This window comes from Corallibacter sp., from assembly GCF_048381695.1.
In the GTDB taxonomy this organism is placed as follows: Bacteria; Bacteroidota; Bacteroidia; order Flavobacteriales; family Flavobacteriaceae; genus Corallibacter; species Corallibacter vietnamensis.
Window position 1 is genome coordinate 312,392 of the sequence record NZ_JBLXHI010000001.1, and the last position, 13,398, is coordinate 325,789.

Consider the following 13,398-nt stretch of genomic DNA (forward strand, 5'->3'; position numbering starts at 1 on the left):
CTTATTTGGTTAACATAATAAGCTGATTGTTTTCAAGTGTTTTTGTAAAATTACTAGTGTTTATTTTTGGGTATAGTAAACAACTTTGTTTAAGTAAAATAATGCATGTAACAGATTCTTTTAGTACCGATTCTATTTCTAATTCAGATATGTCATCTGAATTTATAATAATCGTGTTTGCCTCAATATTTAACATGTCACTAAAAGAGTTTGTAAACTGTATCTTACTGTGATTGTTGCTAATATAACAGTTTTTTGCTATTGCTCGTTTTTGAGTGTCTTCAATAAGTGTTGTTATGCTTCTATCAGGGCTATCAAGAGAAAGTAAAAAATCTAATTGTCCGTTATCTTTAGAAATATGTAGAATACGGTCTCTTTTACCAACAGTATCAATAATTTTTTTGTAATCACTTTTGTAAGTGTTTAGGTCTTGCTTTATGTCTTTAAGATAGTTTGAGCCTTTGTATCTAAAATCCTCAAGAATTACATTGTGAAAATAAGTGTCATTTTCTAGGCGTTTTCTAATGTCTTGAAATTTTTGTTTAAAGTACGTACTTATGTTTTTGGTTGTTTCTTTTGTTGTTTCTCCAAAAAATTGAGAGTCACCATACTGTATTCTTTTAAGAATTTCTACCGTTAATGTACCGCGTTTTATAACAAAACGCCCTTTGGGTAAAATTTCAGAATTTCCATGAATAACAATAGGTACAATGTCTAATTTAAACTGTTCAGCCAAATAAAAAGCACCTTTATGAAAACGACGAATTTTATTAGTATACGATCGTGTTCCTTCTGGGAACGCCATTAACGAATAACCTTGATCTACTTTTTTCTGTAAATGAGCAACACCATTTTCTATACCACTAGAAACAGGGTAAAAACCAACAAGTCTTACGGCTTTTCCGAATATAGGAGAGTTATATACCCAATCATTAACCAAGAAAATAATTTTTGGGTGAAGCATTCCTATGGCCAGAATATCAAGAAACGAAGTGTGATTTGCAATCATTACACATTGTTTGTCAAAAGTTTCTTTGTGGTTGTTTATGACTTTAGTTTTGGTATATGGATACGAATCTAAAACAGACTTCATAAATTTTGACATAATACCATGAAACCAAGCCATTTTTTTCTTCATGCTTACAGGAACAACCTTAATGATAATGACACCAATAATAGATAAAACTAAGCCGCCAAGACCATAATAAGTAAATGAAATGGTAGATTGAATAAGTAGTAATAGCGGATACGGTTTTTTGTTTTTTGATCCTATAAGAAGTTTAAAAAGTAAAGGTTGTATAATAAATGAAATTGTTATTGCAGATAATATTCCTACAATAGAAACTAAAGACATTGTGTATAATGCAGGATGCTTTGCTAATATAAGTACGCCAACACCTAATATAGTTGTGATAACAGATAGTATAATAGATGTTTTATGGGTAGGTAATGCTGTTTCTCCTGTACGGTATTCGTGTAATAAACCGTTTGTGATAAAAATGCAGTAATCAACACCTAACCCAAAAATAAAGGTTGATATAATAATATTAAAAATATTAAACTCTATACCAAAAAGCCCCATTAATCCTATGGTTAAAAACCAAGTTAAAGCAATAGGAATTGCTGTTACTAGAGTTAAGGAAACACTTCTGTAAAACAACAATAAAATAACCAAAACAACAACAAAGCAATATTGTACCAATCGGTTAAAATCATCTTTTAAGTTTCCTAAAAAAGTTTCATTTATTTGTTGCCTGTCTATGACTAGCACATTAGGTTGGTCTTTAAACGCGTTTACAACATCAGTAGCTTGCTCTGTACTAACTTTGACAAGTGATGTAACGGTAGTAAAATTGTTTTTTGTTGTTATATAGTCATCAAGAGCAACCGTTTTTAATGCGTTATAATCGCTTATTTGTAATGGACTGAAATCGGATTCTAGTAAGCTGTAAAAGTCATTATGCGTGGTTGGTTTAAAACCAAACGAAGCGCCATTTTCTATAAGATTTGTTTTGGTTTTATTTACTAAAGAATCATTCCAGAACGATTGCCATTTTTGAATGCGGTTTTTTTGTGTAATATCAGACTGTACTAAAGCACCAACCGAGCTGTAATTTATTATTTGCTTATTGGCTTTAAGTGACTTTAGCTTATTTAAAACAGCATCATTGGCATTTATTGCATCTTGTTTAGTATTGCCATAAGATGCAAGGTAAACCGATTTTGAAGAGACATTAGTAAGTGCGTCTAATCGTTTTTGTGCAGCCATTAAAGCTGGCGGTTCGTAATTTAGTTTAGTGATATCATGATTGAAAGTCACCTTTTTATATGTAAATAAACTTACTCCTAAAAGTATGGCTAATACTATAAAACTCCATTTGCTTTTGTGTAACGGAAAAGAAGCAAGTTTGTCTATAAAGGTGTTTTTTGAGACCTTATTAGGAACATCTTTATAAACTTGCGGAATAAAAATAAGCGCAAAAATTGAAGCGCCAATAACACTTATTGCTGCAAAAATGCCTAAATCTTGTAATGCTTGAGATTTTACAAACAACAAGCATAAAAAAGCCAAAGCAGTTGTTAAGCTACTCATTAAAATAGGCTTGGTGATTTCGTGAAAAAGCGCTTTTACGTTATTATTACTTCGTATGTGTGTTAATACATGCAACGAATAATCTAGTGTTACACCTAGCAAAACAGAACCAATACCAAGTGATATAGCAGATATTTTTGTTCGGATTAAAAACAAAAGTGCCACAGCGAGCAAACCACCAAAAATTGTTGGAACAAATAATATAATGGGTAACGCAAGCTTTCTATAAAAAACGATAAGAATTATGAGTAAAATACTCATTGCAATGCTTACTGTAAGTTGTATGTCTTTTTTTATTTGTTTAGCGTTTTCAACAGCTATTAATGCGCCACCAAAGTATTCACTGTTTACTTTGGTTTTATATTTATCGTTTAGGTTGTTGTTTATTCGGTATAAAATTTCTGAAAACTTACTGTTTTCAGCAGTTTCACTAGATTCATGTGTTGGCGATATAAAAAGAAGCACATGTTTCTTGTCTTTACTTAATAAAAACCCATTGTGTAAACTAAAAGCATCTCCAAAGCTTAATTGCTGAAGTTTTTTTAGTCCCATAAAAGAGATTCCAAAAGGATCTTTTAAAATGGTTTCTTTTGCTACAAATCCAGAAGGAGAAATAAGTGTTTTATAATTAGCCTTTGTTATAGCTTTCACACTATCTGCATGAAGCTTTTCTTCTATGTTTTTATAATCAGTATTGTCTAGAAATAAGGGTAAGTTTTCGTAGACAAAATCTAAAGTGTTTAGCACATCTTCATCAGCAATTTTGCCTTGAATTTTTGTATAATAATCACCAGATGTTGTTTTTAGGCTGTCTATAAACTCTGACGCATAACTTGTTAAATCATCCACAGAGCCATTGGTTTCTTTTGTGAAGTTTACAATGATTTTATCGGCAAAGTTTACAGTTTTTAAAACCTTTTGTGCTTGAGAGTTTTTGTTGTTTGTTGGAATTAGTTTGGTAATGTCTTCTTCAAAAGTAATAAAAGATGCTAGGTAACCTAAACCTAAAAATATAACAATGGCCACTAGAAAACCAACACGTTTTTTAAGGGAAATTGTTTTATAAATATTATAGAAAAGATTAGCCATTTTTTAAAGTTACTTTTTTCTTGTCAACAATAAAAAATATCAGGTAACTAATTAATCCTAAAGCTATGGCTGAAATTGTTGCAAGTGATAAACTACCAATAATATACATTTTTAAATGCGTAACAACTTCAAAGTTGGTGGTAAAATCTTTTATAGAAAACGTGTGCTCTAATCCTAAAAGGGCATTTCCTATTCTTACGCTTGCATAGACAATAAAAGGAATAAATGGAGGCAAACTTACATTTGAAAAAGCAAACGCAATGGTTTTGTTTAGCTTAAAAAAAATAGCTAAAAAAATAACCAAAGCAGTATGAAATCCCCAAAAAGGAGATAACCCAATAAATACACCTAATGCTACTGATAGTGCTTTTTTTCTAGGCGAATCTAAACTGCCCAAAAAGTCTTCTAAAAAAAAACGTTTAAGCCCTTTTTTTTTTAAGTTTCTAAAAATGCTTCTAGGCTTGTAGTAAATAAGCGTTAAAAAAACCAGCCAAGTGTTTAAGATGCTAATACGCGTAAAGTCCTTGAATGGTCTAAAATGAGAAACGCGTTCGGACTCATCATAAAGTACTTGAATAGGGATGTTTTTTACAACAACATCTTTCCAAGCACATTTTACAATAACTTCTATTTCAAATTCAAATTTGGTGGTGTAAAAATTTAATTTTTCAAGAACTTGAAGCGGATAAAGTCTAAATCCAGATTGTGTATCTTGAAGTTTTATTCCTGTTTCAAACCAAAACCAGAAATTAGAAAATTTATTACCAAAGCTACTTTTTCCAGGAACACCTTCTTGTTCCATATTTCTAGCACCTATTAGCAAAATGTCTTTGTTTTCGCTAGTTTCTAGCGTGTCAATAAAAGCAGGAATATCACTAGGAAAGTGTTGTCCGTCAGAATCTATAGTTATGGCAAAATCATATCCTAAAGAAACGGCATGTTTAAAACCTTTGCGTAGCGCAACACCTTTGCCTTGATTGGCTTTAAAATGAATGGTTTCTATGCCTGTATAGCTATCTAAAATGGTTTTTGTGGTATCTGTAGAGCCATCATTTACAATAATAACGTTGTCAGTATATTGTAAAACACCATCTATTACACGTTTTAGAGTGCGCTCATTGTTGTATGTTGGAATGAGAACACATACGTTTAAATTAGCTATTTTTTGTTTGATTGGAACGGTATTCACTAACGTAATGGGCTATTAGTATTACTATATCGAAAGTACTAATTTTTACCTAAAACTTGCTTTCAGTTTTGTTTTTATTTACTAAAAGTGTTTTGTAGTGTTTCATGGCTTTTAGAATAGACACGGCGTTTTCATAACCTTCAACACTTATAACTAGTTTTGTTTTCTCCCACTTATTTTTTTTCTCGTTTGCTAAAAAAGGTAAATAAATATTTAAGTACGCCAGGTTATTATCTCGTCTTGAAGCGCGCTTAAAGGCATAAGCATTTTTAACATCAAAAAGCATGCTGTTTATTTCTTTGCTTTTCTTTTTGTTTAAAAGTGTTAACCTCAAAAAGTCACCTTCATAACTTACTTTATAGCTTTTTACTAAAAAGCCATTGTCTGAATAGGCATATTTATCAACATACTCTTTTATAAAAGCTTTGGTTTCTTGTAGAGAAATTTCTTTTTCTTGTGAACGAATGATGTTAAAGTCCTCAACAGTACCGTTTTCAAAAATTATTTTTTCAACAAGATCTTTTTCTATAAAATAGTCTGGACCTGTAAGGTTTTCTTGTTTTTTGTATTTAATCTTATTGATGCCTATTTCTAAAACTTTTGATGAAATTTCATCATTATTTTTGGTAACTATAATGTCTTGAGAAAATAAAGAAAAAGATATTAGTAATGTAAGAAAGGTAATCGTACTTCTCATTTAATTTGTGATTTGTTTTTCTTCGTCAGAAAACAGTTTAGACTCTAGTATGTAGTCTTTTATGTGGTTTTTTAAGTCGGTAGATTTTATGTTGCTATAATGCTTTAATATAAAGGCTTTGTCTTCATCTATATTGTCTTTATAGCCCACGATTCTGGGTGTGTTTTCTTGAACACCTATGCGTACAAAACGCGGTTCAATGTCATTAGGAGCTTTTTCAATAGCAAACTCAATATAACTTACACCTTCTTTTAGAAATTCTTTTTTTTCTTTTATGCTACCACCAATTTTTGCTTTCATTGTTATTGCGGCGCCTTTGTAGGCAACTAGGGCAACATCATCGTTTTTGGTTACAGAGGCTACTAAATTATTAAAAGCAGTTACTTTATCATCGTTGTGCGCAGCATCTCTGTAAGCAACACGCACATCTTTAATATCTAAAGAGAGTGTGTTTAAAGTAAAAAATGTAATAAGAAAAACAAGAAATTTCATGTTGTTATTTTATTTTGAACGTAGTTGATAGCTTTAAAGCAACCGTGTCTTCAAATTTTGTAATGTTTTTTACTTTGTAGCCTTCATCAGTTTCTGATATATCTAGCGTAAGCTCTAAATCAGGTGTTTTTTCTGGGTTGATAATGGCCATAAACTTTACATTGGTTGAAGACTCCATAAATAGTGCCTTTTCAACAATTTGTTCTGATAATTCTTTAATTATTTGCATCATACAAACACCAGGCGTTACAGGGTTTCCTGGAAAATGCCCTTTAAAAACATCATGATCTTTGTTTATGCTAATATTAGCTGTTGCCTGATTGTTGGCAACAGCTAATTTATTTACTGTGTAAAAATCTTTTAACAGCATGTTTTACTAAAAGTTGAATTTATAATATACACCTAATTGAAAAACGCTGTTTAACCAGTTGTCACCATCATAATAATCACCATCGGTTTCTATATAATAACCATCACTTCCAGCATAGAAGCTGTCTCCATCATAATTATCTCTTGTGTCAATAAGTCCTTGCTTGTAACGCGCTTCAATACCTAAACCAAACGGAAACTCATAACCAATACCTCCAAATAAAGCAAAATCAACAGGAGTCACATCAAAAAAAGTATCATCAGAAACATTAATATCAATGCTAGGACCAACAATAAGGTGTAAGCCTACATCAGGAATAACAAAAAACTTGTTTGCAATCGCTAATGACACATAGTGAACATTTATATCGTTGTTTAAATAGTTTCTATAATATGGATCGTATGGATCTACTGTTGTAAAGTGTAAAGCATTATTGTCCCTAGAAGCTCCTTGATTAGAGTAGTTAGTTTCAACTTGTAACTCATAAAAGTTTGATAAATGAATATTTACAAAAAGCCCTGCGTTAGGAGCAATTTTAGTGTCTGAATCACTAATGTTTGTGATGTTAGCGGCGTTAAGCCCTAATCTTACACCTGGACGTACTTTTACTTGTGAAAAAGCCGTAATACTTGCGGTAAGTAATGCGAAAAATAAAATTGTTTTTTTCATGTTTTTAAGATTGGTTATTTAATTGATTTAAGATTGATTTGTAATTGTATGTTATTGTGTTTTATTTCAATATGTTTTGCAATAGTATCACTAATTTCTGAAAACAGAAAACGCACTTTTTCTTTTCCGTTGTTTGCGCGTACCACTTTATTCAAAATAGCATCTTGCACAAAATAGTAATGTTCTTTATTATTTATTGTTGTTTTGTAAATATGCGTATTGCTGGTTTTGTATGCGTTTAATATACTAATGTCTTCTTTGATTAACACCTTAAAATCTTGTTTTAAAATATTAATTAATAGCGGTTTATTAAGGTCATCTAAAATGTAATTTACTTTAAAATCATCAGTATAAAAAGAAAAGTCAAATATTTTATTTCCCATTTCTGTAGTAAAAACCACACGATGTTGTTTGTTGTCTACTTTTTTTATGATTAGTAACCCACCAAAATCATTATCATATACTGAAATGCGTGTTTTATATACGTAGTCTTTTGATACATCAGAAAAGTACGAATTTGTAATGTGGCTTTTAGCCACTTGGGTTGTTATAAACTGTTGCTTTTTTGGGTAGGAGCTACATGAAAAAAACAGCCATATAACGCAAAAACTAGTTAGTAAATAACGCATCGTCAAGCGGGCTGTTTAATATTTTGTTTGTAAAAGTAATTTTTGTGTAATCGCCTGAAGGTTCTATCATTTTTAAGGCAATGACGTCTCCTTTTTCGTTAAACGTAATATGAAAGGCTTTAATATATTTGGCAAATTTTTTGTCTTTCGGGCTAAAATACACCAAACTGTTATTGTCTTTATTGTAATATTCTATATCAAACTCATTTTCGTCAAACATATCGCCTTTTACACTTTTTATGATTAGTGTATTAAGTTGTTTAAACATTTTGTTTGACCCTAAATCTATATCGCTTTTGTTGCCTTCGTCATTTATATAAAGCATATCGTTTTTAAACACTACCGAGTATTTAAAAGGGTCTACATATTCCCATTTTATCATATTGGGAACTTTAAATGCTAACGATCCTTTAGTGATAATATCATTTGATAAAAAATCTAAATGTTTGTTTTGTACAAAATCACTTGTTATGGTTTTTGTTGTTGTTGCTTGAGATTTTACAGTTTCTTTTAAAGCTGTTGCTTCTGCCAAAGTCATTTGGGTTTGTGCTTGTAATGACACAACTATAAAAAAGCATAGGTAAGCAAGGTTACGCATAAGGTTTTATTTTGCATAAAGAATCTACAGTAACAGACTCTAAATTTTGTTGTTGTAAAAATAACAATAACTGTTCCAAAACAATCAAAGTTTTTTCACTAGTATCATGCAACAAGATAATGTCGCCGGCTTTTAGTGCTGTTGTAATGCGTTTTAAAACAGCTTCATCAGAAAGTTTTGTGGTGTCTAATGAACGTTTATTCCAACCAATAGTGGTAAGTTTTAACGCTTTTACTGCACGAGCAATATTCGGGTTGGTTACACCAAAAGCAGGTCGGTATAAATTTAATTTTAATCCTGTTTGATTTTGTACAATACTGTTTGTTTTCTGCAACTCTTTAATTACGTTTTCTGTTGAAAAAAAACCAAAAGAATTAGCATGAGAATAGGTGTGATTGCCAATAGTATGCCCTTGATCTAATATGTTTTTTACAATATCAGGATGATTTTCTATATGTTTTCCTATGCAAAAAAAGGTGGCTTTTGCATGATGCTTTTTTAATAATTCAAGAACTTGAGGCGTAAAGGTAGAATTTGGGCCATCATCAAATGTAATAGCCACATGATTAGTTTTTGTTGACGTATTTGAGAGTATTGCTTTTAAATGATAATTCCAACCAATTAAACCAGATCCTAAAGCAGTAATTAAAAACCAAAAAACCATTAGTAAAACAATATACCAAAGTGAAAGGCTAAAAAAATAATGACATACTATTAAACCTATAAAAATAACACTCGCGGTTATATTTACTGATTTAAAGTTTAGCATTTGCGAAGTAGTGTAAAACTATGGTTTTCTCCACGATACTGATTGTATAATAAAACAGTATTAAAGTGCTTTATCGCAATGTGATTGTGTTTTGTAGCTTCAGGTATAGATTGCGTTTTAATAATTTTAGCTCCTAGCCAAAAGCCAAATGATGAAGCCGTATTAAACTCGCCACACAAGTGCTTATAACATACTTGCTGTGTTTGACTAAAGGTTGTATTAGCTAATGTGTTGTAAAAAGAATCGTAATCTACATCGCCGTTATTGCCAAGTATTACAGCATCAATAGCATTTACATCAAGATTATTTTCTTTTAAGAAGGTAATCGCAGCATCATGCAAATTTGCTTCAGGAAGTGTATTGAATGTTTTTACAGCAACAACTTCAGCATAGGTTGAGGTTTGTTTTTTGTTTGATAAAACAAAAAAGTTAGCGCCTTCACTAAAAACTGCTCCAGAAGTATTAGAAGTTAATACTTCAGAAGACTTTACCGCGTCTTGTTTTATATGTTTTGCAATATGATGTATTTTAACCGTATGATCTGCAAGTTCATCAACACCACCAATGAGTATATTGTTAGCCTCGTCTAGTTCTAATTGTAATTTAGCATCAATTAAAGCTGACTCAAACGAAATGCTTGCATGCACATACGTGAAATTATAGCCTTTGCATTGCAAATCTAAAGCTATTTGTCCGCCAACAGTATTGTGTGTAGATTGTATAAAAGGTGTTGGCGTTAGGTATTGTTCATCATTGTCTATAATGGCACTTACAAATTTTTCAGAGTCGCGAACACAACCCATGCCAGTTCCTGTTATGATAGCATCAACGTTATCTAAACCAGCTTCATTTAGTGCTATTTTTGAGGTAACAATCCCCATTTTAATTCCTTTTGCCATGCGTCTCGCAGCAGCCGGAGGAATATAATCTTTATAATTAGGGTCTATAGTAGAAATAACATTATCGTCATAGGCTGTAATTTCATCTAAAAACATTGTGTTATCAAATGTTTTTTGAGAAGATATGGAGCCAACGCTATTTATATAAACCTGTTTCATTTATTGTTGTTTAGAAAAAATGACTGTTGAACAATTACCACCAAACCCTAAAGAGTTAGATAAAACAGTTTGTAATGACTTCTTTTTAAGTTGTAGTTCTGGCGTAATATCAAATTCTTTCATCTGGGTTTTAAAATTCAGATTCGGATAGATGACATCGTTTTGCAAAGCTAAAACGGAGAACACAGCTTCAATAGCGCCTGCAGCAGCAAGCGTATGTCCTGTATAGGCTTTTGTAGAGCTAAAATCAGGCACGTGATTATCTCCAAATACGCGTATAATTGCACGGCCTTCAGACAAATCATTATTACCAGTAGCAGTGCCATGAGCGTTTATATAGTCAATGTTTTCAGGTTTTAATCCGGCAACTTTTAATGCTTTTTCCATGGCTAAAGTTGCACCATCTCCATTGTCTGAAGAAGCCGTTTGATGAAAAGCATCATTAGCATTACCATAACCTTTTACATAGCCTAAAACGGTTTTGTTTTCAGTCTTAACAACAGTATCTGATTCTAATACTAAAAAAGCTGCTGCTTCACCTAGATTTAGCCCTTTTCTGTTTTCATCAAAAGGCGTACTGTAAGTGTCAGACAATATCATTAAGGTTTTAAAACCATTGATAGTAAACTTTGATAAACAATCAGTGCCACCAACAACCACACGGTCTAATTGCCCAGATTTAATAAGTCTAGCGCCAAGCATAATAGCATTTGCTGCTGATGAGCAAGCGGTGCTTATTGTAGTTACTAAACTTTGATCTATGCCTAGTTGTTGAGCGATTTTTTGAGTAGAATCACCTGCATGATGACCATCAATATATTTTTGATTTTCAGGATTGGTTAAGTAATCGTAGTAATAACGTTCAGTCATATCCATACCACCAACACTGGTTGATGAGATTAACCCTGTTTTGTATGCAGATATGTTTGTTATAGCTGCGTTTTTTACAGCTTCTTTTGCTGCAATAACACCAAGTAAGGCTGTTCTAGAATAATTATTGTTTGAATCTAAACCTAATTCTTTTTCTAGCTCGCTGTTTGATAGGGAAATTTCACCAACCATGATGTCGTCTTTATGAATGGTTTGTATTTTAGAAATTCTTGAAATCCCTTTTTTACCATCAATAAGCGACTGATAGTTTTCTGCAACATTGTTTCCAATGGCAGAAATTATTCCCATTCCAGTTATTGCGACGCCTTTACTCATATAGTTTTATGCGAAAGCTGAAAAATTCTTGTTTAGTTTAATGATTCTGTTTGTATTCTTAGAAACCCTTAATTGTTTAAAGGTGTTTTTTATTTAGATCTATGCTCTGTAATGTAAGCAGCCATGGTATTGATAGATTCAAAAATGGCACGACCTTCTTTTGGGTCTGTTAGTTTTATACCATAAGTTTTATCTAGCATAACAATTAGTTCTAAAGCATCAATAGAGTCTAACCCTAATCCGTCACCAAAAAGCATATCGTCATCAGCGATTTCATCAACGGTTACATCTTCAAGGTTTAATTGCTCGATAAGGTTTTCTTTTAATTCTTGTTTTAAGGCTTCCATATTATGTATTGTATAATGTGTTTATATTGTTTTTGTTGTGTTCTATATTGCTTGATGTTTCTGATACAAGATACAAAAAGGCTTCATAATGATTTTCATCAAAATCTACCCAACCGCATAGTACACTTTTTGCTTTTTTTGATGCTAACAAGCTATTAGAATAATCAAATAGGTGTTGCGCATTAAAGCTGTCAAATATAAAAAAACTATTTTCAGAATACAGCTTATATTTTATACTTATCTCACCAATACAAATATTTGGTAATGTGTACACAAAAACTGCTGGACTAGGAAAATAATCATTTTTATTTTGAATGGCATTTTGGTGAGCCCTATCAGTATCTAAACTTGATGCTCTGTTTGATAAAACAACAGCGATGTTGTTTTCTTCTTCAATATTTAAGTGTTCGTTTTGAAGTAAAACATCAGCAGCTAAAAAGGCTAATTTACTTAAACTATCCATTTTAAAAAATTTTGAATAGCTAGTATTAAGCGATTTATAAGCCCCTTTTATAAAGCTAGTAAAGGTGTCAGCTGTTTTATCTTGGTACACAACAGTATTATTTAAAGAAACAGTTTGATTCTTTATGTGACAAAAAGATGTTATGTAATGGTTGGTATGCATATTATTTTTTCTTACAAACTAAAATGGTATGATATTCTCCTACAGCAATATCTTCTTTAAGCACCAAACCAGCTTTGTCAATAAGTTTTTTAAACACTGTTGCAGGATACATTTTGCTGTTTCCGTTTGCCATAACTGTAAAATAAAGTGATGTAGCTTCTAGAATAAACTTCGCATTATCAAAACGTTGTCTATCTGTAAAGGTTTCCATAATAAGAACTTCACCATTATCATTTACGGCGTTTGCACAGGCTTTTAAAATGGTTAAAATTTCATCTTCAGAAAAACAATCTAAAAATTGACTCATCCAAATGGCGTCAGCGCCTTTTGGTAATGTTGGATTTTCTGATAACCAATCTATTTCATGGTGTGTTACGCGATTAGCATAGCCTGCTTTTTCAACATTTTGAAGGGCTATTTTTAATTGACCTGGTAAATCAATCATTTTTATAGAAACAGTATCGCTGTGTTTGCTGCCGCTTATGGCAAACTTACCTGTGTTTGCACCAACATCATAAATAGTTTTAGGGTTGTTTCTAAAAACAAATTCTAAAGCCTCTTGAAACACTTCGTCAGAGTAATGATGGTCAAATTCAAACCAAGCTTTTTGAACATCAGGTTGTAATACAGAAAGCCCTTGATAAATAGTGTCCCAGTTTCCTAGTTCTTTTAATCCGGCTGGTTTTCCAGTTTCTATGGCTTCGGTTAGGTGATATAATCCTTTGTAGCAAACATCTTGTGTGAAATTAATGTTTACATCAACCGTACGATCAAAAGCTAAAAAGTAGCCTGTTGTGGTTAATTCAAAATTTCCTTGCTCATCTTTATTAACAATGTTATAGCTTTCAGCAATTTCTAGTAGTACGCCAACGCCATAAGTTGTTAATCGGAGTTCCTTTGAAATAGCTTCAAGAGTAATACCGCCTTTTCTTCTTTTTTCAAAAATAAGATTAAAAATTCCTAGTTTTCTTAATGAAACTACGGCTTGAAAAACAAAGGGTGCAAAGGCTATTTTTTCTGCTTCTTGAACAGCATCTATGGCTCTTATTGGCTTATTTGACATCGGT

14 protein-coding genes are annotated in these 13,398 nt (G+C 31.8%); all 14 read right to left on the reverse strand.

The window, feature by feature from the left end; genetic code table 11:
* Position 1: 1 nt before the first annotated feature.
* The 14 genes from ACN5J3_RS01510 to ACN5J3_RS01575 all read right to left on the reverse strand — a co-directional run bounded on the left by ACN5J3_RS01510 (position 2) and on the right by ACN5J3_RS01575 (position 13,394).
* On the reverse strand, positions 2-3,682 hold the full coding sequence (locus ACN5J3_RS01510; RefSeq protein ID WP_418510525.1) for an MMPL family transporter: 3,681 nt from the start codon (positions 3,680-3,682) through the stop codon (positions 2-4).
* Positions 3,675-4,871 (reverse strand): DUF2062 domain-containing protein, encoded by a 1,197-nt coding sequence (locus ACN5J3_RS01515; protein WP_418510526.1) that lies wholly within the window; start codon positions 4,869-4,871, stop codon positions 3,675-3,677. Before ACN5J3_RS01515 ends, ACN5J3_RS01510 begins: the two co-directional genes overlap by 8 nt.
* Positions 4,872-4,920: 49 nt before the next feature.
* A complete protein-coding gene (locus ACN5J3_RS01520) occupies positions 4,921-5,568 on the reverse strand; it encodes a hypothetical protein (protein WP_418508938.1) in 648 nt (215 codons plus the stop codon).
* Complete coding sequence (locus ACN5J3_RS01525) at positions 5,569-6,060, reverse strand: hypothetical protein (RefSeq protein WP_417290756.1); 492 nt, start codon at positions 6,058-6,060, stop codon at positions 5,569-5,571.
* Positions 6,061-6,064: 4 nt separating this feature from the next.
* Positions 6,065-6,430, reverse strand: a complete 366-nt coding sequence (locus ACN5J3_RS01530) for a 3-hydroxyacyl-ACP dehydratase (RefSeq protein ID WP_417290755.1) — start codon at positions 6,428-6,430, stop codon at positions 6,065-6,067.
* A gap of 6 nt (positions 6,431-6,436) precedes the next feature.
* On the reverse strand, positions 6,437-7,099 hold the full coding sequence (locus tag ACN5J3_RS01535) for a porin family protein (protein WP_418510527.1): 663 nt from the start codon (positions 7,097-7,099) through the stop codon (positions 6,437-6,439).
* A 14-nt stretch (positions 7,100-7,113) separates the two neighbouring features.
* A complete protein-coding gene (locus tag ACN5J3_RS01540) occupies positions 7,114-7,638 on the reverse strand; it encodes a hypothetical protein (protein ID WP_418510528.1) in 525 nt (174 codons plus the stop codon).
* Between the two features lie 70 nt (positions 7,639-7,708).
* Positions 7,709-8,326, reverse strand: coding sequence for a LolA family protein (locus ACN5J3_RS01545; RefSeq protein ID WP_418510529.1), 618 nt, complete (start codon positions 8,324-8,326; stop codon positions 7,709-7,711).
* On the reverse strand, positions 8,319-8,990 hold the full coding sequence (locus ACN5J3_RS01550; RefSeq protein WP_418510530.1) for a polysaccharide deacetylase family protein: 672 nt from the start codon (positions 8,988-8,990) through the stop codon (positions 8,319-8,321). Before ACN5J3_RS01550 ends, ACN5J3_RS01545 begins: the two co-directional genes overlap by 8 nt.
* A 98-nt stretch (positions 8,991-9,088) precedes the next feature.
* Entirely contained in the window at positions 9,089-10,153 is a 1,065-nt protein-coding gene (locus ACN5J3_RS01555; RefSeq protein ID WP_418508945.1) for a beta-ketoacyl synthase N-terminal-like domain-containing protein, read from the reverse strand.
* Positions 10,154-11,359: a beta-ketoacyl-[acyl-carrier-protein] synthase family protein gene (locus tag ACN5J3_RS01560; protein WP_417290749.1), complete on the reverse strand. Its 1,206-nt coding sequence runs from the start codon at positions 11,357-11,359 to the stop codon at positions 10,154-10,156.
* 89 nt (positions 11,360-11,448) lie between these two features.
* Complete coding sequence (locus ACN5J3_RS01565; RefSeq protein WP_344727348.1) at positions 11,449-11,706, reverse strand: phosphopantetheine-binding protein; 258 nt, start codon at positions 11,704-11,706, stop codon at positions 11,449-11,451.
* Position 11,707: 1 nt separating this feature from the next.
* Complete coding sequence (locus ACN5J3_RS01570; protein ID WP_417290748.1) at positions 11,708-12,331, reverse strand: 3-oxoacyl-ACP synthase; 624 nt, start codon at positions 12,329-12,331, stop codon at positions 11,708-11,710.
* A gap of 1 nt (position 12,332) precedes the next feature.
* Positions 12,333-13,394: a methyltransferase gene (locus ACN5J3_RS01575; protein ID WP_344727352.1), complete on the reverse strand. Its 1,062-nt coding sequence runs from the start codon at positions 13,392-13,394 to the stop codon at positions 12,333-12,335.
* Positions 13,395-13,398: the final 4 nt, after the last annotated feature.

Bases quoted from the DNA above. Each gene is read 5' to 3' on its own strand.
- ACN5J3_RS01570 (WP_417290748.1), bottom strand. From the start codon at position 12,331: ATGCATACCAACCATTACATAACATCTTTTTGTCACATAAAGAATCAA.
- ACN5J3_RS01550 (WP_418510530.1), bottom strand. From the start codon at position 8,990: ATGGTTTTTTGGTTTTTAATTACTGCTTTAGGATCTGGTTTAATTGGT.
- ACN5J3_RS01510 (WP_418510525.1), bottom strand. From the start codon at position 3,682: ATGGCTAATCTTTTCTATAATATTTATAAAACAATTTCCCTTAAAAAA.
- ACN5J3_RS01545 (WP_418510529.1), bottom strand. From the start codon at position 8,326: ATGCGTAACCTTGCTTACCTATGCTTTTTTATAGTTGTGTCATTACAA.
- ACN5J3_RS01530 (WP_417290755.1), bottom strand. From the start codon at position 6,430: ATGCTGTTAAAAGATTTTTACACAGTAAATAAATTAGCTGTTGCCAAC.
- ACN5J3_RS01555 (WP_418508945.1), bottom strand. From the start codon at position 10,153: ATGAAACAGGTTTATATAAATAGCGTTGGCTCCATATCTTCTCAAAAA.
- ACN5J3_RS01525 (WP_417290756.1), bottom strand. From the start codon at position 6,060: ATGAAATTTCTTGTTTTTCTTATTACATTTTTTACTTTAAACACACTC.
- ACN5J3_RS01520 (WP_418508938.1), bottom strand. From the start codon at position 5,568: ATGAGAAGTACGATTACCTTTCTTACATTACTAATATCTTTTTCTTTA.
- ACN5J3_RS01565 (WP_344727348.1), bottom strand. From the start codon at position 11,706: ATGGAAGCCTTAAAACAAGAATTAAAAGAAAACCTTATCGAGCAATTA.
- ACN5J3_RS01535 (WP_418510527.1), bottom strand. From the start codon at position 7,099: ATGAAAAAAACAATTTTATTTTTCGCATTACTTACCGCAAGTATTACG.
- ACN5J3_RS01560 (WP_417290749.1), bottom strand. From the start codon at position 11,359: ATGAGTAAAGGCGTCGCAATAACTGGAATGGGAATAATTTCTGCCATT.
- ACN5J3_RS01575 (WP_344727352.1), bottom strand. From the start codon at position 13,394: ATGTCAAATAAGCCAATAAGAGCCATAGATGCTGTTCAAGAAGCAGAA.